At 40.4% G+C, this 20,970-nt stretch carries 19 protein-coding genes; 4 read left to right on the forward strand and 15 right to left on the reverse strand.

Annotated features, from left to right (window positions below; all coding sequences use genetic code 11):
* Positions 1 to 64: 64 nt before the first annotated feature.
* Positions 65 to 1,186, reverse strand: a complete 1,122-nt coding sequence (locus tag BN997_RS17960; RefSeq protein ID WP_042534270.1) for a M20/M25/M40 family metallo-hydrolase — start codon at positions 1,184 to 1,186, stop codon at positions 65 to 67.
* Between the two features lie 199 nt (positions 1,187 to 1,385).
* Between BN997_RS17960 and BN997_RS23010 the strand changes: the two genes are divergently transcribed.
* Entirely contained in the window at positions 1,386 to 1,514 is a 129-nt protein-coding gene (locus tag BN997_RS23010) for a DUF4044 domain-containing protein (RefSeq protein WP_139089138.1), read from the forward strand.
* Between the two features lie 82 nt (positions 1,515 to 1,596).
* Here the strand turns inward: BN997_RS23010 and BN997_RS17965 are convergent, their stop codons facing one another.
* The 9 genes from BN997_RS17965 to BN997_RS18005 all read right to left on the reverse strand — a co-directional run bounded on the left by BN997_RS17965 (position 1,597) and on the right by BN997_RS18005 (position 12,399).
* Positions 1,597 to 2,577, reverse strand: a complete 981-nt coding sequence (locus BN997_RS17965) for an aromatic acid exporter family protein (protein WP_042534272.1) — start codon at positions 2,575 to 2,577, stop codon at positions 1,597 to 1,599.
* Between the two features lie 67 nt (positions 2,578 to 2,644).
* A complete protein-coding gene (locus tag BN997_RS17970; RefSeq protein ID WP_042534274.1) occupies positions 2,645 to 3,076 on the reverse strand; it encodes a BrxA/BrxB family bacilliredoxin in 432 nt (143 codons plus the stop codon).
* Between the two features lie 78 nt (positions 3,077 to 3,154).
* Entirely contained in the window at positions 3,155 to 4,426 is a 1,272-nt protein-coding gene (locus tag BN997_RS17975) for a dihydrolipoamide acetyltransferase family protein (RefSeq protein WP_042534275.1), read from the reverse strand.
* A gap of 14 nt (positions 4,427 to 4,440) precedes the next feature.
* Positions 4,441 to 5,424 carry an alpha-ketoacid dehydrogenase subunit beta gene (locus tag BN997_RS17980; protein WP_042534277.1) on the reverse strand — a complete coding sequence of 328 codons (984 nt, stop codon included), beginning with the start codon at positions 5,422 to 5,424 and terminating at the stop codon, positions 4,441 to 4,443.
* A gap of 2 nt (positions 5,425 to 5,426) precedes the next feature.
* Positions 5,427 to 6,431 (reverse strand): thiamine pyrophosphate-dependent dehydrogenase E1 component subunit alpha, encoded by a 1,005-nt coding sequence (locus BN997_RS17985; RefSeq protein WP_042534279.1) that lies wholly within the window; start codon positions 6,429 to 6,431, stop codon positions 5,427 to 5,429.
* A 58-nt stretch (positions 6,432 to 6,489) separates the two neighbouring features.
* Complete coding sequence (gene lpdA, locus BN997_RS17990; protein WP_042534281.1) at positions 6,490 to 7,911, reverse strand: dihydrolipoyl dehydrogenase; 1,422 nt, start codon at positions 7,909 to 7,911, stop codon at positions 6,490 to 6,492.
* The gene (buk, locus tag BN997_RS17995) at positions 7,912 to 9,006 is read right to left on the reverse strand and encodes a butyrate kinase (RefSeq protein ID WP_042534283.1); all 1,095 of its coding nucleotides are present in this window, start codon (positions 9,004 to 9,006) and stop codon (positions 7,912 to 7,914) included.
* A 61-nt stretch (positions 9,007 to 9,067) separates the two neighbouring features.
* A complete protein-coding gene (locus BN997_RS18000) occupies positions 9,068 to 10,165 on the reverse strand; it encodes a Glu/Leu/Phe/Val family dehydrogenase (protein WP_042534285.1) in 1,098 nt (365 codons plus the stop codon).
* Positions 10,166 to 10,356: 191 nt separating this feature from the next.
* Entirely contained in the window at positions 10,357 to 12,399 is a 2,043-nt protein-coding gene (locus BN997_RS18005; protein WP_042534287.1) for a sigma-54-dependent Fis family transcriptional regulator, read from the reverse strand.
* A 212-nt stretch (positions 12,400 to 12,611) separates the two neighbouring features.
* On the opposite strand from BN997_RS18005, the gene BN997_RS18010 reads away from it, so the two are divergent.
* From BN997_RS18010 to BN997_RS18020, 3 genes are all read left to right on the forward strand, one after another.
* Positions 12,612 to 12,845 (forward strand): DUF2627 family protein, encoded by a 234-nt coding sequence (locus BN997_RS18010; RefSeq protein WP_042534289.1) that lies wholly within the window; start codon positions 12,612 to 12,614, stop codon positions 12,843 to 12,845.
* A 329-nt stretch (positions 12,846 to 13,174) separates the two neighbouring features.
* A complete protein-coding gene (locus tag BN997_RS18015; protein WP_042534291.1) occupies positions 13,175 to 14,572 on the forward strand; it encodes an aspartate kinase in 1,398 nt (465 codons plus the stop codon).
* Positions 14,573 to 14,695: 123 nt separating this feature from the next.
* Positions 14,696 to 15,190: a hypothetical protein gene (locus tag BN997_RS18020; protein WP_042534293.1), complete on the forward strand. Its 495-nt coding sequence runs from the start codon at positions 14,696 to 14,698 to the stop codon at positions 15,188 to 15,190.
* Between the two features lie 225 nt (positions 15,191 to 15,415).
* On the opposite strand, the gene glnA is transcribed toward BN997_RS18020, so the two are convergent.
* The 5 genes from glnA to spoVK all read right to left on the reverse strand — a co-directional run bounded on the left by glnA (position 15,416) and on the right by spoVK (position 20,811).
* On the reverse strand, positions 15,416 to 16,753 hold the full coding sequence (gene glnA / locus BN997_RS18025) for a type I glutamate--ammonia ligase (RefSeq protein ID WP_042534295.1): 1,338 nt from the start codon (positions 16,751 to 16,753) through the stop codon (positions 15,416 to 15,418).
* 86 nt (positions 16,754 to 16,839) lie between these two features.
* Complete coding sequence (locus BN997_RS18030; protein ID WP_042534297.1) at positions 16,840 to 17,247, reverse strand: MerR family transcriptional regulator; 408 nt, start codon at positions 17,245 to 17,247, stop codon at positions 16,840 to 16,842.
* Positions 17,248 to 17,363: 116 nt separating this feature from the next.
* On the reverse strand, positions 17,364 to 18,605 hold the full coding sequence (locus tag BN997_RS18035) for a methionine gamma-lyase family protein (RefSeq protein ID WP_042534299.1): 1,242 nt from the start codon (positions 18,603 to 18,605) through the stop codon (positions 17,364 to 17,366).
* A gap of 3 nt (positions 18,606 to 18,608) precedes the next feature.
* A complete protein-coding gene (hflX, locus tag BN997_RS18040; protein ID WP_042534301.1) occupies positions 18,609 to 19,850 on the reverse strand; it encodes a GTPase HflX in 1,242 nt (413 codons plus the stop codon).
* Between the two features lie 49 nt (positions 19,851 to 19,899).
* Positions 19,900 to 20,811 (reverse strand): stage V sporulation protein K, encoded by a 912-nt coding sequence (spoVK, locus tag BN997_RS18045; protein WP_042534302.1) that lies wholly within the window; start codon positions 20,809 to 20,811, stop codon positions 19,900 to 19,902.
* Between the last annotated feature and the right edge of the window lie 159 nt (positions 20,812 to 20,970).

The raw sequence follows: 20,970 nt of genomic DNA on the forward strand, positions 1-20,970 counted from the left end.
CACTCCATCATGGAATGCATTCTCCTTTTTCACAGAAAGCCGCTCCAAGAATGGAAGCTTTATCTTATTTTGCTGCGATTTTAACAATTTCCACAACAAATTCAGTTACTTTCACAAGATCTTCCACTTTAATCCGCTCATTGGTCGTATGAATCTCCTCGTAGCCAACTGCCAGATTAACGGTAGGGATTCCATACCCTGCAATCACATTGGCGTCACTGCCTCCGCCACTCTGTTCTAATTTACTTTCTCTGCCGATTGCTTTTGCAGCTTCTCTGGCAACTTCAACCACCTGATCTCCCGCTTTAAAATGATAGCCGGGATAAGCGATTGCTATCTTTACATCAGCGGAACCGCCAAGCTCTTCAGCAGCCTCTTCAAAAGCTGCTTTCATTTTCTCGACCTGTTTTTCCATCTTCTCTTCAGACAAGGAACGTGCCTCTGCTAAAATTTCTACATGATCTACAACAATATTTGTCTGTTTGCCGCCCTCAAAGCGTCCGATATTAGCAGTTGTTTCCTTATCAATACGTCCCAAAGGCATTTTAGAAATAGCTTTAGAGGCAATCGTAATGGCAGAAACACCTTTTTCCGGCTCCAATCCAGCATGTGCTGTTTTGCCGGTTATGGTTGCATGGATTTTCGCCTGCGTAGGTGCAGCCACAACAATATCACCAACGTTTCCATTACTGTCTAGCGCATATCCATAACGAGCATCTAACTTCGAGGAATCTAACGCTTTAGCGCCTACCAGACCAGATTCTTCTCCTACAGTAATAATAAATTGAATCTGGCCGTGAGGAATATTGTTTTCCTGAAGCACTTTAATCAGCTCAAACATGGCAGCTAAGCCTGCTTTATCGTCTGAACCTAGAATTGTCTCTCCCTCTGAAGAAATCACGCCATCTTTAATAATTGGATGTATACCCTTCCCGGGAACAACCGTATCCATATGGGAAGTAAAATAAATAGCATCCGCACCGTCTTTGGTTGCAGGCAATGTACAAATTAAATTTCCTGCACCATGACCTGTCTGCTCTTTTGCATTATCTTCTTCCACCTGCACACCTAGAGCTTCCATTTTTTTGGTTAAAACCGATGCTATCTCTCTTTCGAAACCTGTTTCAGAATCTACCTGCACAAGTTCTAAAAATTCATTAACTAATCTTTCTTCATTCACACTCATTTGCGTAACCTCCTACCTTCTAGGCTACTATATTTTCTCTTTTTTTTACAGTAGAATGAATTGGAGTCTAAGTTTCTCTCATCCGTTAATTAAAATCCGGAAGAACATTTTAAGAAAAACCATACGATTAGCTTGTCGGATGAATCATTTCACGTTAAAATAGCGGTAGATGATATCGGATTCTAAAGGGGGATATTTCATGGCAGCAAAGCAATCTGTGCAAAAAAAGCGTTCAAAACGTGAACGCCGCACGAAAATGATTATCTATTTCATGGTCGCTCTAATGCTTATTTCAGCAATTACAGCTGGACTGGCTGCATTTGTTTAAAAATAAAAGGCTGTGCCAAAATGATTATTTCATTTTGGCACAGCCTTTTGATATGGTTCCAATCTTATGTAAAAAGGAAAAGCTAAGCTTCTTTTTTCCTTTTCTTCCAAGGCGTTACGTCACTTTTTTTGAATTTATTTTTTATAATCAAGTACTCTTCTATTTCATGTAATAATTGAAATAAGTGCGCCCTTGTTTCAAACGCTTCTCTCGTTTCCGGTAACTCCTCCGCGTGAAATTCCCGCTTTAATTCTTTTAACTGCTCTAAAAAAGTAATTGCTGTATTTCCTGGATGGACAGCTTTAGATAATCGCTCAAAGAAATCTGCAATCTCAAGGGCAATATGATCTGTCTTTGGAAGATGCGTAACAAGCGGAAGCATTTTCTTCAACAGCTCAAACTGTCTTTCTCTCATCCTAAAATAATTATAATAGGTATGCTCATTTCGTAATAAATGGTTATCTCTATCCCGGATAACTAACTGTTTTGCTTCAGCCAGGATATCCTCTGTAGCTGCTATTTCTTTTCCTTGCCACGCGTCATTTTCATCCCGGATATACAAAGAATATTCATATAGAATACGGCTGAAATTCTTTTCTAACTGTGCTTGCAGCTTCTTTAATTTATTATCCAAGCTTGGCATATAAATATTCAACAGAAGTCCTACCCCCAGCCCAATGGTAATTAGAACGAACTGCTCGCCGACCAGAGAAAGTGTTACACCTCCAGAGCCATATAAATTCAGCATGACAACGGAACTGGATGCAATTCCTGGAGTTGCTTTTAATCTAACCGTTGCTGGAATAAATAAAAGAAGCAGTAAAAATATAGAAATTGTATGATAGCCTATTAATTCAAAAATAACACATGAAAAAACAACGGCTGCTGTACATGCAATAAACCGCTGCCACGCACTTAAAAAAGAAGATTTTCTCGACGGCTGGATACAGAGAATCGTTAATATTCCAGCGGAAATAAAATTTGAAAGACCAACCCATTGTGCCAACGAAATTGCAATGGGAGTTCCGATAGCAGTTTTTAGGGTACGATATCCAATTTTCACCCTTTATAAACCTCCTGATATAAGAATACACAAAGAAGGCTGCCTGATGACAGCCTTTTAATATCTCTTATACTTCTTCGCAATATTGATCAAACAGGCCTTGAAGCTTCGCAGATACTTCCATGGCGCTATGTCCTTCAATCTCATTCCGCTCTACCATATCAAGGATTTTTCCGTCCTTAAGCAATGCGAAACAAGGAGAGGATGGCGGATATCCTTCAAAATAAGTTCTTGCCTGCTCTGTCGCTTCTTTATCCTGTCCGGCAAACACCGTGACTAAGTGATCTGGACGCTTATCATAATGAATCGCATTCCCTGCTGCTGGACGGGCTACACCGCCGGCACAGCCGCATGTTGAATTCACCATGACAAGTGTAGTTCCTTCACGAGTCAGCGCGGCATCTACTTCCTCTGCTGTACGTGCTTCCTCATAACCTGATTCTGTTATATCTGTTCTTGCAACGTTAACAACATCCTGCATAAATAAATCGAAATCCATTGTACTTCACCCTTTTTACTTAAAATATAATTATAGCTTATCAGCTAGCAGTTAAAAATTCAATCTATTCGTGTTGGCTTAATAAAGGGTTATAGTTGAGTCGTTCATCCCTTCAAGGATTTCTTTCACACTAGATAAAAATCTTCCGCATACAAGACCGTCTAAAATACGATGGTCTAAAGAAAGAGATAAATTCACCATATCGCGGGCAGCAAACATATCATTGATAATGACAGGCCGTTTTACGATAGATTCGACTTGTAAAATCGCTGCTTGCGGCGAATTGATTACTCCCATTGACGAAACCGAACCAAAGGAGCCTGTATTGTTGACAGTAAAGGTACCGCCCTGCATATCCTCCGGTGACAGCTTACCCTGACGTGCTTTGGATGCTAAGGTAGTAATATCACGGGCAATGGCTTTAATCGTTTTTTCATCTGCATGCTTAATAACTGGAACAAATAATTCTTTGTCTTTCGCCACAGCAATGGATAAATGTATATCTTTTTTCTGAATAATTTTATCTCCGGCCCACATGCTGTTTAATTCAGGAAATTCTTTTAAACCTTGAGCCACAGCTTTTACAAAGAAAGCAAAAGGAGTTAACGAAAAGCCTTCCTGCTGCTTAAATGATTCCTTTACACTGTTCCGGTATTTTACTAAATCTGTAACATCTACTTCCACCTGCATCCATGCATGCGGGATTTCCTGTGTGGACCGGACCATATTCTCTGCAATTACTTTCCGGACACCTTTTACAGGGATTTCAATATCTCCTGCTGCGCTTTGGATACTTTCTTTTTGCGCAGCAGGTGTTTCTTTTCCAGCAGCAGTATCTGATTTCTTTTCTTGTGAAGGGGCTGGTTCTTCTTGCGCAGAAGCACTGCTTCCAATGTGTTTTTCCACATCTTTTCTGGTAATTCTGCCTCCTCTGCCCGTTCCTTCGATTTGGTTCAAATCAATGCTGTGCTCTTGAGATAAACGTAGTACTGCCGGTGAATATCTTTTTTTCATAGAGCTTTCTGTATTTTCAGCATGCTCAGCTGTGTCCTTTTCCACTGTATTTGTTTCTTTTTCAGGAGCTGCTTCCGCATCCTCTGAAGCGGCTTGCTCTGTCTCTATATAACAGATTAGGGAACCAACTTCTACCGTTTCCCCTTCTTCTGCTGCAAGCTCTGTTATTTTACCTGTATAAGAAGATGGGATTTCGGCGTTTACTTTATCCGTCATCACTTCAGCAATCGGGTCGTATTTATTCACTTGATCCCCGACGGAAACCAGCCAGGTACTAATCGTTCCCTCTGTTACACTCTCACCAAGCTGAGGCATTGTCATTTTTTCCACACTCATATTTCTACCTCCAATTAATATTCTGCAAGGTCACGCATTGCTTTTTCCACTTTATCCGGATTTAACATAAAGTATTTTTCCATGGACGGTGCATAAGGCATTGCCGGAACATCCGGACCTGCCAGGCGTTCAATAGGTGAATCCAGGTCAAATAAGCAGTTTTCCGAAATAATTGCAGCCACTTCACTCATTACACTGCCTTCTTTATTATCCTCTGTAACAAGCAAAACTTTTCCAGTCTTACTGGCTGCCTCAATTATAGCTTCTTGATCTAACGGATATACCGTACGTAAATCAAGAATATGCGCATGAATGCCATCTGCTGCTAATCTTTCCGCAGCCTGCAATGCAAAGTGAACACAAAGTCCATAAGTGATGACAGTAATATCATCCCCTTCTCTTTTTACATCTGCTTTACCGATTGGCAGAACATAATCCTCTTCCGGAACCTCTTCCTTTAACAGACGATACGCACGTTTATGTTCAAAAAATAGAACAGGGTCATTATCTCGGATTGATGCCTTTAATAATCCTTTCGCATCATATGGATTCGACGGCATAACAATTTTTAATCCCGGCTGATTCGCAAACAATGCTTCTACTGATTGGGAATGATATAAAGCACCATGTATCCCGCCGCCGTATGGAGCACGGATGGTTATCGGACAATCCCAATCATTATTGGAGCGATAGCGTATTTTGGCTGCTTCGGAAACAATCTGGTTGACCGCAGGCATAATAAAATCTGCAAACTGCATCTCAGCAATCGGCCGTTTCCCATACATAGCTGCACCGATAGCAACACCGGCAATTGCTGATTCCGCTAATGGGGTATCTAATACACGTTCTTCACCAAACATATCGTACAGCCCGTCTGTTGCTTTAAATACGCCGCCCTTTTTCCCTACATCTTCCCCAAGAATAAAGACATTCTCATCTCTTTGCATTTCTTCCTTTAAAGCTTTTGTAATTGCTTGTATATAAGACATCACAGGCATGATTATTCCCCTCCCTTATCCAATTCCTCATAAACATACTTCAACGTATCCTCTGGAGCTGCATATGGGGCTTCTTCTGCATATTCTGTTGCTTCGTTCACAAGTGTATTGACTTTATCATGAATTTCTTTTTCTTTGGCTTCATCCATTATTTTCTTTTCTTTTAGCTTTTCAGCAAACGTAACAATGGAATCCTTCTTTTTAGCTTCTTTTACTTCATCCATTTCACGATAAGCACTGTCATCATCATCACTGGAATGGGCAGTAAAACGATAGGTTACCGCTTCAATCAATGTCGGCCCCTCTCCTTTTACCGCTCGTTCTCTCGCTTCTTTTACAGTTTGATACACAGCTATTGGATCATTCCCGTCCACAGTAACTCCCGGCATGCCATAAGATGATGCCCTCTCTGAAACCGTTTTGCTGGCTACCTGCTTATCATACGGAACAGAAATAGCATACTTATTATTTTCCACCATGGTGATCACCGGCAGCTGATGAACACCGGCAAAGTTTAATCCTTCATGAAAATCACCCTGATTAGAAGAGCCCTCTCCTAATGTCACAAAGGTCGCAATATCCTTTTTATCCATTTTCGCTGCTAATGCAACGCCTACTGCATGAGGAACCTGTGTTGTTACTGGAGAAGAACCGGTTAAAATACGATTTTTCTTCTGTCCGAAATGACCAGGCATTTGACGTCCGCCTGAATTTGGATCCTCAGCTTTGGCAAAGGCAGATAACATTAATTCTTTTGCTGTCATTCCAAAGCCTAATACAAGACCCAGATCCCGATAGTACGGAGCGGTATAATCGACCGTTCGATCCAGACCAAAGGCCGCTCCGACCTGTGCTGCTTCCTGTCCCTGACAGGAAACGACGAATGGTATTTTCCCCGAGCGGTTTAACAACCACATTCTTTCGTCAATTTTTCTTGCTAATAACATCATTTCAAACATTTCTAAAGCCATCTCATCACTTACATTTTCCCAAGATGTTTCTGTCATTATTTTTCCCTCCTTCAGCCATTTCACATGATGACATCATGCAGACTGCCCAGATAGTTTAACCATGAATTTGTAACCCGTCGACTGCCAGTGCTGCTTCACCGATAATTTCTGATAAGGACGGATGCGGGTGAATAGTCTGGCTGATTTCCCATGCTGTTGCGTCGAGCACTTTTGCTAATCCAGCTTCTGTTATCATATCTGTCACATGGGGACCAATCATATGAACCCCAATTAAATCCTGTGTCTTTTTATCTGTGATTATTTTGACAAAACCATCTGATTCACCATAAACCAATGCCTTTCCTACTGCTTTAAATGGGAACTTGCCGATGACAAGGTCATATCCTTCTTCTTTGGCCTGTGTTTCCGTCAAGCCGACACTTGCAGCTTCCGGACTGGCATAGATACAGCTTGATACCGTCTGGTAGTCTATCTCTTGTGTATATTCCCCTGCCATATGCTCCACAGCAGCAATTCCCTCATGGGAAGCCACATGAGCCAGCTGCATGCCTCCAATAACATCGCCAATAGCGTAAATATGTGATTCTTTTGTTTGATAAAACGCGTTTGTGTCAATCGTATGATTAGAAATTTGAATTTCCGTATTCTCTAAACCAATATTTTGGATATTCGCTTTTCTGCCGACAGATACAAGCAGTCTGTCAGCTTCAAATCTTTCTTTTTTATCACCGATTACTGCTTCTATCACGATGCCGTTATTTTTTTCTATTGTATCCGTCTGAACATTGGCTCCGGTTATAATATTGACGCCTCTTTTTTTCAACTGTTTTTCCATCTCTTTTGCGATATCTTTATCCTCTGTCGGCAAGATTTGCTTTTGAAATTCCAAGACGGTTACATCAACTCCAAAATCGTTTAGCATGGAGGCCCATTCGATGCCAATAACTCCGCCGCCTACAATAAGCATTGATTTAGGCAGGTCCTTCATTTCTAAAGCTTCATTTGAGCTGATGAGGTACTCACCGTCAAAGTCCAGACCAGGTAATGTATTCGGCTGCGATCCGGTCGCAATTAAAACATTTTTAGGAAGCAGCATATCATTTTCATTTCCATTTTCATATTCAACAGAGATAGTTCCAGGCATTGGAGAAAAGATACTTGGTCCAAGAATGCGGCCGAACCCTTGATAGACATCAATCTTTCCCTTTTTCATTAAACCCTGGACACCTTTATGCAGCTGTTCAATAATCTCATTTTTTCTCTGCTGGACTTTTGAAAAGTTTAAGACTGGTTCGTTTACCTCTACTCCGAATGCATCTGCTTTTTTTGTCTGCTGAAAAACCTCTGCACTGCGAAGTAATGCTTTAGAGGGTATGCAGCCTCTGTGTAAGCAGGTCCCTCCCAGCTCAGATTTCTCTACTATTGCCACTTTCATGCCTAATTGAGTGGCACGAATAGCAGAAACATAGCCTCCTGTTCCGCCCCCTAAAATGACTAAATCGTACTCAGTTGCCATCTAATTTGCCTCCTCTGCAACATATATCTTTTCTTTCTGGGTATTGTTTAAAACCTCTAATACGCCCTCATTCATCGCTTCTAAATCATTTTTACCAGGAAACACCATCACATCGGCAATCCAATTGACTCTTGGAATAACCGCATCAATAACAAAATCATTTTCATTGATTTTTCCAGTAAAAACAATGCCATCTACTTCTCCATGCAATACCGTGCTCATTGCTCCAATTTCTTTAGCAATCTGGTATGCCTGTGCCTCAATTACTTCTTTCGTATACTGATCACCTTTCGTCAGCCGGGAACGGATGATGGAAGGGTCCTCTGTATGCAGATATGCTTTGATTCCCCCATCCTGCTGGACATGATTCCACAAAAAATCTTCATCTGTAGTGTATTGTTCAGATAGATAAGTCAGAAATCCTTTTAACGGTATACTGCCGGATCGATCGATAGTAAACGGACCCTCTCCGTCTACGCCATTCGTTACATCAATAATTTTGCCGCTATGATGGGATGCAATGGTAATCCCTCTTGCAATATGAATGGAAATGAGCTTTAACGAATGATAGGCTGAACCAATTTGTTTTGCCGCAATCCGGCCGGCATGACGATGATTTAGCGAATGAAAGATACTGGCTCTCTCTATTTCCGGTATACCTGTATATTTTGCAATGGTTTGCAGTTCATCTACTACCGGCGGGTCAACAATATATGCTTGTATATTTAAATTCTCAGCAATTTCATGGGCTAGAACAGCTCCCAAATTGGATACATGTTCCCCGTAAGCATTTGTTTTTAAATCATATAGCATCGCGTTATTCACTTTATACGTTCCGCCGCTGATTGGACGCAATAGTCCTCCCCGCCCGCATACACTAATAAAACGTGATGTATTCATTCCATCCAAATCAAGCTGTTCAAATATAGCCTGCTTTCTGTACGGCACTTGCTCCATCAGCTGTTCAAAACGATGCAGTTCATCTTCGTTATGTGAAATTTTTTGCTGATATAAAAGATGATTTCCTTCAAATACACCGATCGTGGTGAAATACAAGTCGGGGTAGATAACTAAAATACTACCACGTTGATTCACAAAATACCCTCCAATATGCCGTTCTTCCAAAGCTGTAAATGATAAGTACAACAGTAAATTTCTATTGTCGGCGATCTAAAATATTTCGCTCATTTGTAAGAAATTGACTGCGTGATTGTTGTTTTGCTTGAATTCTTTCCTCAGCCAGACGATCAGCCGCAATATAAGTCGGTACCTGATCACGATTAGAAATGGCAAAGACCTGCTCCAGATTTTTATAGATGCGCTGTACATTATGTAAAGCGCGATCGCGATTGTAACCAACCAGTTCATCTGCAACATTGATTACCCCGCCTGCATTGATCACATAATCAGGAGCATATAAAATTCCTTTTTGATGCAGAATATCTCCATGTTCATGACTCTGCAGCTGATTATTAGCCGAACCTGCAATTACTTTAGCTTTCAGCCTCGGTATCGTATGATCATTAATGGTTGCTCCAAGTGCGCAAGGAGCATAGATATCGCATTCCACATCATAAATATCATCTGGATCGACTGCTTTGGCATTAAAATCATTTTCCGCACGCTTCACAGCTTCCTTATTAATATCTGTAACAACTAATTCTGCGCCCTCTTCATGCAATAATTCGCATAGGCTGTAAGCCACGTTTCCGACTCCTTGAACTGCAACAACTTTGCCCTCTAAAGATTCTGATCCGAATGCTTCTTTTGCAGTTGCTTTCATCCCCTGATAAATTCCCCATGCAGTAACAGGGGAAGGATTGCCGGCAGTTCCGCTGTAGGAGGACAATCCCGTTACATATTCTGTTTCAAGCGCAATTTGATCCATATCTGATTCATTCGTTCCTACATCCTCAGCAGTGATGTATCTTCCATTCAAGCTTTGGATATAACGACCGAATGCACGGAACATTTCCGGATTCTTATCCTTTTTGGAATCTCCGATAATTACTGTTTTTCCGCCGCCGAGATCTAAGCCGGCTGCCGCATTTTTATATGTCATTCCGCGAGCTAAACGCAGTGCGTCTTCGATAGCTTCTGCTTCTGAACGATACGTCCACATTCTGGTCCCGCCTAATGCTGGTCCTAATGTCGTGTCATGAATGGCAATAATAGCCTTTAGCCCTGATTGTTTATCCTGACAGAAAAGTACCTGTTCATAATCGTATTTTTCTAAGTAACTGAAGATTTCCATCTTAACCCCTCCTGTAATACATCGTGATTCACTAATCATACATACTTATTTAAAATGACAAATGAATCCAACTCCTGAATGGTATGCTATTGTAATACATTTGTCAGTATTCCCTATTTACCACGGAGAACCCTCCGTAAATTTTCCACAGCATGATATACCTGCCCTCCCTGCAAAATGTTGCAGACACCTTATTCAAGCTGATATTTTTCAAGCTTATAATACAAATTGCGGACAGATATTTGTAACGCTTTTGCTGTCTTTGTCTTGTTTTTATTACATTGCAGATACACTTCCTGCAAGTATTTTTTTTCAAAACGATCTAACGCTTCCTGTAATTTTAATGGTTTATCTGTCTGTACCATATCCGGTCCTGCTGTCATTTCTTTCGTTTGCAATTTAGGCAAATGAGATACTTCAATCTGCTCCTCCATGTTGCCGATAAATATCATGGAATGACTGATAACATTAGCCATTTCCCTGACATTCCCCGGCCAATGATATGCCATTAGTTTTTTTAACGCTTCATCCGATATCTTTTGCACATTTTTTCCATATTCTTCGTTCAGCTGATGGATGATATGCTCCACCAACTCAGGGATATCCTCCTCCCGTTCCTTTAGCGATGGGATGGATATTGGAAGTTTATTAATGAGATAATAAAGATCTTCACGAAATTTCTCATTCATCACAGCCTTCTCCAGATTTGTATTCGTTCCGGCAATCACGCGGACATCAACCGGCACCGAATTGGATGCGCCGACTGGAGTGACTCTGTTCTCCTTGAGTACATGGATTAATTTTTCCTGGATTGATAAAGATAATTCACCAATTTCATCAAGAAAGATGCTTCCATTGTTCGCCTGTTCAAACAGACCTTCCTTTTTTTTCAAATGTTCTGCCTGCTCCTCTGCCGAACCAAACAGCTCTTTTTCCAGCATTGGTTCTGACAATGCAGCACAGTTCACACGAATAAATTTATTAAATTTCCGATCACTTTCATGGTGTATTGCATGGGCGAATAATTCTTTGCCGGTGCCGGTTTCCCCTCTCAAAAGAACAATAGCCGGTGCTTTGGCAGCTACTTTTGCCTGTTCTAAAGCAAGCTTCATTTCGGATGAGTTACCAATAATATCATCGAATGTATACCTTGCTTCCAAATTACGGATGATTTGTCTGGCACGCTTTAACTCCCTTGTCACAGATTGTAATTCACTGACGTCATGGAGCACGCCGACACTGCCTTTTATCTTTCCTTGTACAATCACTGGCGCCCCGTTAACGATAACATCTTTTTTTGACGGTCCGACCTTCATATGTACACCGCGAACAGCACGCCGGTTTTTTAAGACCTTCATGTGCACACTGTCCCCTTCAGATATATCTACTGTTGCCGGCTTCCCTATTACTTCCTCTTCGGTCAGACCAGTGATTCTCGTATAGGCGGGATTAATAATTAAGCCTTTTCCATGCTCATCCACCACACTGATTGCCTCATCCGAAGATTTAATAATGGCTTCCAGCATGGTTTTGATTTCATTTAAATCGGTATTTTCTTCTGCTAATTGCACTACTTCCGTAATGTCTTTAAAAACAGCAAAGGCTCCCACTAAATCTCCTGTTTTATTAATAATGGGGATACGTGAAGCAATCACTTTCTTGCCATTATCTAAAATTGTCTTTTGGTTTAACTCTTTTCTTTGACTCCTTAACACGTGAGATAAACGATTTGTTTTGAGTAAATCTTTGATATGCTTCCCTTTGTAGTCTTTTTCTTTTTTGCCGAGAATTTGTTCCGCCCGGCGATTCAACAGCTGAACCTGTTCCATTTTATTGACAACAATCATGCCGTCATTCATATGGTTTAAAATTAATTCCAAACGGCTCGCCTGTACTTTTACTTCATCTGTTAAAACAGTTTTTTCATGAATTAATTCATAAATAATATTGGCTACAGAACCAGGGATGATAATTGTCTTTCTTGGAAACAGCTCAATCATCTTTTCAAATAATTCCTCTTCGCCTGTTACGTTAATTACAATATCAATGTCATGGTGAATCCAATCTTTCCACTCTGTACTTGTATGAACATCCATTTCTTCCGCAAGCTTCATAGCAGGAGCGTCTGCGTCCTTGTCAACGATTGCACAAATCTGCATGCTTTTTGTTTCTTTAAACAGGCGGAATAATGCTGTACCACCTTTACCAGCGCCGACTATCAGAATTTGCTTCATACTTTTCATCCACCTTGAATTTATTTGCACAGTTTCATCATACGATACCATGCATAATTTAGCAAATGAATTCTATTTCTATTTTTCGACGTATTTTGATATACTTATAATGAAGTTTTAAGAAATTATTTGATTAAAAATAAAGAGGCATCTGAACGGACAGAAGATTGATGAATGATTGCAAGTATATCTATAAAGGAGCAGGAGTTTTTATGCAAAGAAACCTCGCTTTAATCATCCTATTTATTCCAGGGGTGATTGCAGCTTTTGGTATTAAATTGATGCGGGATACGCTTTTTGATACATTTTATCCATTTTTTATTTTTGGAAGCATTCAATTTATTGTTGGTTTAATTCTTTTTCTCGGCGGTTTGTTATTCCTTGGCGGCTTTATTGTCTACAGAGACAGGAAGAAGCGCAGTCAAGAAAAGGAATCAGCAAGCTGATCTATCCTGTTTCATTGAAACGGGATTTTTTCATTTAAACTACATTTCCGCTACACTGTTCATGCTTGCAGTGATACTAAAAATGGAATTTGATTCATCCCTGCTAAACACTTGTTTTTCCTTCTAAATGGCCTAAAATGGTAAACATTTGTCCAGCAAAGAGAATAAAAATGGTATTTTCGTTATTTTTCTTTCTTTTTTTCATTTTCCTCTTTAATTTAACAGAAAATATGTTATATTAGTAAAAATAAAAAATACCACGCACTAAAAATCTTCGTAACTAAAATAGCTAGTTTATAGTGGGAATTTTGAAATGGGGTATCATGTAAATGAAAGTAGCAAAATTTGGAGGAAGTTCTGTAGCAAATGCAAAACAGATTAAAAAGGTAGCGAATATCATTAAGTCTGATTCCTCCCGAAAAGTGATTGTTGTATCTGCACCAGGGAAACGCTTCTCAGATGACGTAAAAATGACAGACTTATTAATCGAGCTTTGTTATGCAAAACAGCAAAATCAAGATCATGATTTGCAGTTACAAAACATCATGGTTAGATTTCAAGAAATAATAGAGGATTTGAGCCTTGACCAGTCTATTTTAGAAGATATTCAGCAAACCATTGAAAAGTATCTTCAGTTTGATATATCACCTATGGCACAGCTTGATGCTTTAAAATCCATCGGTGAAGACAGTTCTGCTAAAATCGTAAGTGCTTATTTAAAGCATTTAGGCTTAAATGCAAGCTATGTCAATCCAAAAGAGGCTGGAATTTTTGTCAGTAATGAACCTGGAAATGCTCAATTATTGCCGGAAAGCTTTTCTAGAATTTATAAACTCAGAGAACGCGAAGGTGTATCTGTCGTCCCCGGATTCTTTGGTTATACCGAAAATAATGATTTAGTTACCTTCTCCCGGGGCGGTTCCGATATTACTGGAGCTATCTTAGCTGCAGGTACCAAAGCAAGCTTGTACGAAAATTTCACAGACGTTGATTCAGTGTTTGCGGTAAATCCAAACTTTGTAGAAAATCCTAAAGATATTACTGTTCTAACATATAAGGAAATGCGGGAATTATCTTATGCCGGCTTTTCTGTATTTCACGACGAAGCGCTTATCCCGGCTTTTAAAGAAGAAATCCCGGTCTGTATCAAAAACACCAACAACCCGGAAGCGCCCGGCACAATGGTTGTTGCAGAAAGAGATTCCACAGATCAATGTGTAGTAGGCATAGCAAGCGACGTCGGCTTCTGCAGCTTATACGTCAGTAAATTCCTGATGAACCGGGAAGTCGGGTTTGGCCGAAAGCTGTTAAATATTTTTGAAGATGAAGGAATCTCCTTCGAGCATGCACCTTCTGGAATTGATGATATGTCTGTTATTTTCAGAGATCATCTTTTCACACCTGAAAAGGAACAGATTGTTATTGACCGTATCCGCAATGAATTGCATGTGGATACCGTAAGTATTCATCGTGACCTGGCTGTTGTTATGGTGGTCGGAGAAGGATTGGTAAACACAATTGGTGTTGCCGCTAAAGCTACCGCATCGTTTGCTAAAGCGGGTATCAATATTGATATGATTAACCAAGGCTCTTCAGAAGTATCCATGATGTTCGGTGTTCACGCAGTTGATTTGGAAAAAGCAATTCAGTCGCTGTACAAAGAATTTTTCACAGAGGATGAATCCAATTTAACTTTCCCTTCTGCAGTCGCAAGAGGCCATCAATAATACGAAAGCATAAAACATCGCATGAGAGCAAAATTTCGCTCTCATGCGATGTTTTTTGAAACAAATCCCGTTTTGCAAACGTATAGTATAACAGCTATCTACTGACAGAAAGGTGTTTTAGTTATGAAAAATGCTAAAAAAATCACCTCCTTACTTGCAATATCTTGCATGCTTTGTATTATAGTCGGTCCGTTAGGTATTTGGATGGTATATCAAAAAGCAGCATTCCCAGGAGAATTATCAGCAAGTGGAATAGAAATAAATGAATCCTTCTCGCCGGCAGACAATCGTAAAACCACAGAAATTTGGGCCTACCCGGCAACAACTAATGCAAATGAAGTGCGGTGCATTACAGAAAAGAATAGTGAAGAAGTTTCTTTGGATTCTAAAAATACAGAAGTCACCTTTTCAGATACAGAGGTAACTCACCTTTTTACCAATGATGGCGAGTACTCTCATTTTGACCGCATACAATGTCAGGGCGGAGATGTAGAATCCATTTACATTTCCTCTCACTTCTCTGACCAGACGGCGCATCGTTTTATTTTTGCTCTCTCTATAGCTACGCCTATTTTAACCGGATCTGGATTTATCTTATATCGCAGGAATCAAAAGTAAACAAATAAAGACACGCAAGCAGGTTGAAGCACGAACTGCTTGCGTGTCTTTATTTACAAGAGCAATAAAAAACCATTCCATCATATTTTTTCGAATTATTCCACGCATCCAAAATCTGTCCCTTTCACAAAAAAAGGTACTGTGCTAAAACAAAAAGTCTATGCACAGTACCTAAACAGCTGTTATTTATTAATGTTTAAGAGATAGTAATTCTTTACGTCTGAATTAATAGTTCGTCAGATACTGCTCGCGCTCCCATGGGTGCACAGTTGTACGGAACATATCCCACTCAATATCTTTTGCTTCAATAAAGTGTTCGAATAAATGCTCTCCTAAAGATTCAACAAGCACTTCATCCTGCTCAAGCAAATCCATTGCTTCTTTTAAAGTAGACGGTAAATCTTTCACACCATTCTCTTCGCGCTCTGCTTTATTCATAACATAAATGTTGCGGTCGACAGATTCTGGCACGTCTAACTTTCTCTTAATGCCGTCTAAGCCAGAAGCTAATAGTACGGATAATGCCATATACGGGTTAGCAGCCGGGTCAACACTTCGTACTTCTACACGAGTACTTAAACCGCGTGAGCTCGGGATACGAACAAGCGGGCTGCGGTTAGATGCAGACCATGCCACGTAACAAGGCGCTTCGTATCCGGGTACAAGACGCTTATAAGAGTTGACTGTAGGATTTGTTATCGCTGTAAAGTTTGTCGCATGATCAATAATGCCGGCGATAAACTGATAAGCTGTCTGACTTAGTTCTAACTCACCTTTTGTATCGTAAAATTTATTTTCTTTTCCTGAGAAAAGGGACATATTTACATGCATTCCTGATCCATTCACTCCAAATAATGGTTTCGGCATAAATGTAGCGTGTAAATTATGCTTTCTGGCAATGGTTTTTACTACCAGCTTGAAGGTTTGAATATCATCTGCATGCTTCACTGCATCCGAATATTTAAAATCAATTTCATGCTGTCCAGGGGCAACCTCATGGTGAGATGCTTCAATTTCAAAGCCCATTTCTTCCAGCTCTAATACAATATCACGTCGGCAGTTTTCACCCAGGTCTGTCGGCGCTAAGTCAAAATAACCGCCGTGGTCATTCAATTCCAGTGTAGGTTCTCTGTTTTCATCCAATTTGAATAAGAAGAACTCCGGCTCCGCACCAATATTAAATGCATCAAATCCTAATTCCTCCATTTTTTTCAGGTTGCGTTTCAGGTTATAACGCGGGCAGCCTGCAAAAGGAGTACCATCCGGATTATAGATATCACAGATAAAACGCGCCACTTTTCCTTTTTCAGAAGTCCAAGGGAATACAATGAATGTATCCAAATCAGGATGCAAGAGCATATCTGATTCTTCAATACGGACAAACCCTTCGATGCTGGACCCGTCAAAAGCCATTTTATTATCTAATGCTTTGTCAAGCTGGCTTAAAGGGATTTCAACGTTTTTAATGGTTCCGAGCATATCTGTAAACTGCAGGCGGATAAAACGTACATTCTCCTCTTTAATCTGTGTAATAATTTCTTCTCTGGTTAATTTCTTAGCCATTTGTTCTCCTCCTAAAAATTCATTTAAGTATGAAAAGAAAACCTCCACTACACTGTCTTTGCAGCGAAAACTCTTTTAACCTGATGTTAATGCTTTATAAAAAAGCGTGCCAGTTCTCCTTGCCTCATACTGGCTTTTCCGTATCTTCCCGCTTCGTTTAATTCATTTTTCAAGATTCCTCTAAGCTCTTTATCCGTTAAATTAGCCGGTGTTTTTTTCTCTTTCTTCGGAGCTTCTTCCGGAGTTTCTTTGTTTTCTTCATCCAGCAGAAGCTTGATGCCAGCCATATTTAATCCTTTGTCTAAGAGATCCTTGATTTGAAGCAGCCTGTCTACATCGTTAAATGAAAATAGACGCTGATTTCCTTTTGTCCGCTCGGGAGCAATTAAATCATTTGCTTCATAGTAACGAATTTGTCTCGCAGTCAGTTCGGTTAATTTCATAACTATTCCTATTGAGAATAAGGGCATTGAACGACGATCTTGATCATTCAAAAGATGACCCCCTTCTTTATATGATACATTCAGTATAATGGATGTCAGTTTTAATGTCAATGAAATGTTAGGTTATTTGACATATAAATTATTCGATACTTATTTTTACCCTCACACTAAGAAATAAAACCTTGATTTTTTAATGTTTTTACTGCTTCGATAATGGCAATTTTTACATGCGTATAGGTTAAACCGCCCTGAACATAAGCTGTATACGGAGCACGAATAGGCCCGTCCGCAGACAACTCAATACTCGCCCCTTGTATAAACGTTCCTGCAGCCATAATCACTTCATCTTCATATCCCGGCATTCCACTCGGATAAGGTGTTACATAAGAATTAATAGGGGAGTTCTCTTGGATCGCCTGACAAAAAGCAATCATTTCCTCCGCTGTATGAAAAGTAACTGTTTGTATCAGGTCTGTTCTTTTTTCGTGATAGGACGGCGCTGTCCGGAACCCGGCCAGCTCCAGAAAACGTGCTGTGAACAAGGCGCCCTTTAAGGCTTCCCCTACGGTATGCGGCGCCATAAAGAAACCCTGATACATTTCCTGAAGCATACCGAGAGAAGCTCCTGTTTCCTTGCCCAGACCAGGAGCTGTCAGACGGTTTGCACATAAATGGATCAGGTCTTGACGGCCTGCAATATATCCTCCTGCCCGGACTAATCCGCCGCCAGGGTTTTTAATGAGTGAACCGGCAATCAAGTCGGCACCGACATGCAGCGGTTCTTTTGTTTCTGTAAATTCCCCATAGCAATTATCAACAAATACGATAACAGATGGATCAATAGCTTTCACAAAATCCACCATTTCTTTTATTTCACTAATCGTGAAGGAAGGTCTGGCATCATAACCTTTTGAACGCTGGATAGCAATAACTTTCGTCTGCTTTGTCCAGCTGCTTTTTATCGCTTCAAAGTCAATTTCCCCTGTTTCTTTTAAGGCAACCTCACGATACCCAATTTGAAAATCAGCAAGCGATCCTTCTTCTTTGCCGGGCTTCCCGATTACTTCTTCCAACGTATCATATGGATGCCCTGTAATATAAACAAGCTCATCCTGCGGGCGGAGCATGCCGAATAAAGCTGTTGTAATAGCATGTGTACCCGAAACAATCTGCGGCCGCACAACGGCATCCTCTCCGCCGAAAACCTGCGCATATACCGCTTCTAAGCCTTCCCGGCCTAAATCATCGTACCCATAGCCTGTTGTCCCTTGCAGGTGTGCGTCACTAATCCGATGATTTCGGAAGGCCTCCAGAACACGTCTTTGATTTTTCTCTACAATTTCTTGTATATACTGGTGACCTTCTAAACAATCTTTTTCTGCTTCTATTATAAGTGATTCTGCTTGCATCGTTTACTTCTCCTCTACAAATCGGTGAAATGGATGATTTTTTCTGACATAGCCCTGCACATGAAATTGGTTCGTTTCCTCCAGCAGTTCTTTTTTGACAACTAACGCTGCTGACTGAAGCTGGTACAACAAATCTCCTTCACTTGAATCTAACACAATGTCAAATAAATCCCATTCTTCTTTTAATACTTCTTCCATTTTGATTAATAATGCATGTAAGTCTTCTTCCTCTAATGCACTAATTTGAATATTAGGGAATTGGTTTGCCAAAAAGAAATCGGCCTCCAGCTGATCCTTTTTATTATACACGGTCAATACCGGGATATGGCCGGCGTCTAATTCCTGCAAAAGCTTGCGAACGGTTTCCTGCTGCTGTAATAAATCAGGATCTGAGATATCGACCACATGCAGAAGAAAATCTGCTTCTGTCACTTCCTCCAGTGTTGATTTAAATGCAGCAATCAGGGCTGTCGGGAGATCCTGAATAAACCCGACTGTATCTGTTATTAAGCTTTTCAAACCGCTGGGGAATTGAATACGGCGCGTGAGCGGATCCAGCGTTGCAAATAGTTGGTCCTCTTCTAATGAATGACTATTTGTCAATCTGTTAAATATCGTTGACTTCCCCGCATTCGTATACCCGACAATCGCTATTTGGAAAACATCGTTTGATCGTCTGCGCTTCCGATATTGATCCCGCTGCTTCACAACCAGCTGTAAGCGGCGTTTGATATCATAGATTCTTCTTTCGATATGCCGGCGGTCTGTTTCCAATTTTGTTTCCCCTGGCCCTCTTGTCCCGATTCCACCGCCAAGTCTGGACAAATTAGCCCCTTGTCCATGCAAACGGGGAAGCAAATACTCCAACTGAGCCAGCTCGACCTGGAGCTTCCCTTCCTTCGTTTGCGCGCGCATCGCAAAAATATCCAATATCAATTGACTTCGATCAAGGACACGAACATCCAGTGTATCGGCTAAATTGCGAACCTGACCAGCCGATAACTCATTATTAGCTACTACCAAATCAATTCCCTCTGCGCGAATGATTTGAGCTACTTCCTGAAGCTTTCCTTCTCCGATATAGGTAGCCGGATGGATACGTTCCCGATTTTGTGTGATAACGTCCTGAACCTGCCCTCCTGCAGTTTTACACAGAGAAACAAGCTCATCTAAAGAAGAATCGAATTGAGGTTCAGATCTTTCAGATTGGTTAACCGCAATTACTAATACATTTTCTACTGTCATAGCCTACCTCTTTCTTAAAATAGTTCTTATACTATCATACCCATTATTTCTATTCTAGCAACAAATCCTGGTCTGTTAAAACAATTAAATCTCTGGATACCATTTTGTCAGAGTTAAGCAGCCGGACCGCCTGCAGCCGGATTGCTTTTTCAATTACATTCCGCACATATCTCGCATTCGAAAAATTATAGTTATCTTCCCGCAATTTTTTGGCCAAATGATTGCGAAACTTCCATTCCGCCTGTTTTGATAATTGATACTGTCTTTCACTCAGCATACGGTTTCCTATATTTAATAATTCATCCACAGAGTAATCATCAAAATCTAAAATAAACGGAAATCGAGATTCGAGGCCGGGATTCATCGAAAGAAAACGATCCATTTCGCGCGGATAACCAGCAAGGATGAGAACCATATCTTCCCGTCCGTCTTCCATATGCTTTACAAGCAGATCAATCGCTTCTTTACCAAAATCTTTTTCTCCGCCCCGAGATAAAGAATAAGCTTCATCAATAAACAGAATACCTCCCATCGCCTTCTGGATAACCGCTCTTGTTTTTTGCGCTGTCTGGCCGATATATTCTCCGACTAAATCGGCACGCTCCGCCTCTATAAAATGCCCTTTTGAAAGGATATTCATATCATGATAAAGCTTTGCTAATTTTCGGGCTACCGTCGTCTTTCCCGTTCCCGGATTCCCCTTAAACAGCATATGAAGAACCTGTTTCGAACTTTTTAACCCTTCTTCCTTTCTCTTTTCATTGATAAGAATACTCGCATAAATCTCTTTAATGGACGTTTTTAAGTCATTTAATCCGACAAACGATGCAAATTCTTTATCGACGATTTCAAGCGGCGAATGCTTTTGTTTTTTTACACGGAGATTCGCGCTGGATTGCGGTGTATTCTCACTTAATATAATATTAATACGGCCATTTTTATACCCTTCTGCCTGTGCCAATTCTCCATCACCCCTTATTCCCTAACAATATACGCAAATACCTAAAAAGAGGTGACAGATGCCTATAAAGATTCGCCATAGGCTTATCAAAGCATAATGCTTTTACCTCCATTAAAAAAAGTATATTCATACAATAAGCGAGTTACCCATCTATGCTTA

The sequence above is a fragment of the Oceanobacillus oncorhynchi genome (assembly GCF_000821065.1).
Taxonomy (GTDB): domain Bacteria; phylum Bacillota; class Bacilli; order Bacillales; family Amphibacillaceae; genus Oceanobacillus; species Oceanobacillus oncorhynchi.

What these genes read in the sequence shown, in the direction of transcription:
- BN997_RS17980 (WP_042534277.1), bottom strand. Translation starts at nt 5,424, where the DNA reads ATGCCTGTGATGTCTTATATACAAGCAATTACAAAAGCTTTAAAGGAA.
- BN997_RS18005 (WP_042534287.1), bottom strand. Translation starts at nt 12,399, where the DNA reads ATGAAGCAAATTCTGATAGTCGGCGCTGGTAAAGGTGGTACAGCATTA.
- BN997_RS17960 (WP_042534270.1), bottom strand. Translation starts at nt 1,186, where the DNA reads ATGAGTGTGAATGAAGAAAGATTAGTTAATGAATTTTTAGAACTTGTG.
- lpdA (WP_042534281.1), bottom strand. Translation starts at nt 7,911, where the DNA reads ATGGCAACTGAGTACGATTTAGTCATTTTAGGGGGCGGAACAGGAGGC.
- BN997_RS18000 (WP_042534285.1), bottom strand. Translation starts at nt 10,165, where the DNA reads ATGGAAATCTTCAGTTACTTAGAAAAATACGATTATGAACAGGTACTT.
- BN997_RS17985 (WP_042534279.1), bottom strand. Translation starts at nt 6,431, where the DNA reads ATGACAGAAACATCTTGGGAAAATGTAAGTGATGAGATGGCTTTAGAA.
- glnA (WP_042534295.1), bottom strand. Translation starts at nt 16,753, where the DNA reads ATGGCTAAGAAATTAACCAGAGAAGAAATTATTACACAGATTAAAGAG.
- BN997_RS17975 (WP_042534275.1), bottom strand. Translation starts at nt 4,426, where the DNA reads ATGAGTGTGGAAAAAATGACAATGCCTCAGCTTGGTGAGAGTGTAACA.
- BN997_RS18010 (WP_042534289.1), top strand. Translation starts at nt 12,612, where the DNA reads ATGCAAAGAAACCTCGCTTTAATCATCCTATTTATTCCAGGGGTGATT.
- BN997_RS18020 (WP_042534293.1), top strand. Translation starts at nt 14,696, where the DNA reads ATGAAAAATGCTAAAAAAATCACCTCCTTACTTGCAATATCTTGCATG.
- BN997_RS18015 (WP_042534291.1), top strand. Translation starts at nt 13,175, where the DNA reads ATGAAAGTAGCAAAATTTGGAGGAAGTTCTGTAGCAAATGCAAAACAG.
- BN997_RS18035 (WP_042534299.1), bottom strand. Translation starts at nt 18,605, where the DNA reads ATGCAAGCAGAATCACTTATAATAGAAGCAGAAAAAGATTGTTTAGAA.
- hflX (WP_042534301.1), bottom strand. Translation starts at nt 19,850, where the DNA reads ATGACAGTAGAAAATGTATTAGTAATTGCGGTTAACCAATCTGAAAGA.
- BN997_RS17970 (WP_042534274.1), bottom strand. Translation starts at nt 3,076, where the DNA reads ATGGATTTCGATTTATTTATGCAGGATGTTGTTAACGTTGCAAGAACA.
- BN997_RS23010 (WP_139089138.1), top strand. Translation starts at nt 1,386, where the DNA reads ATGGCAGCAAAGCAATCTGTGCAAAAAAAGCGTTCAAAACGTGAACGC.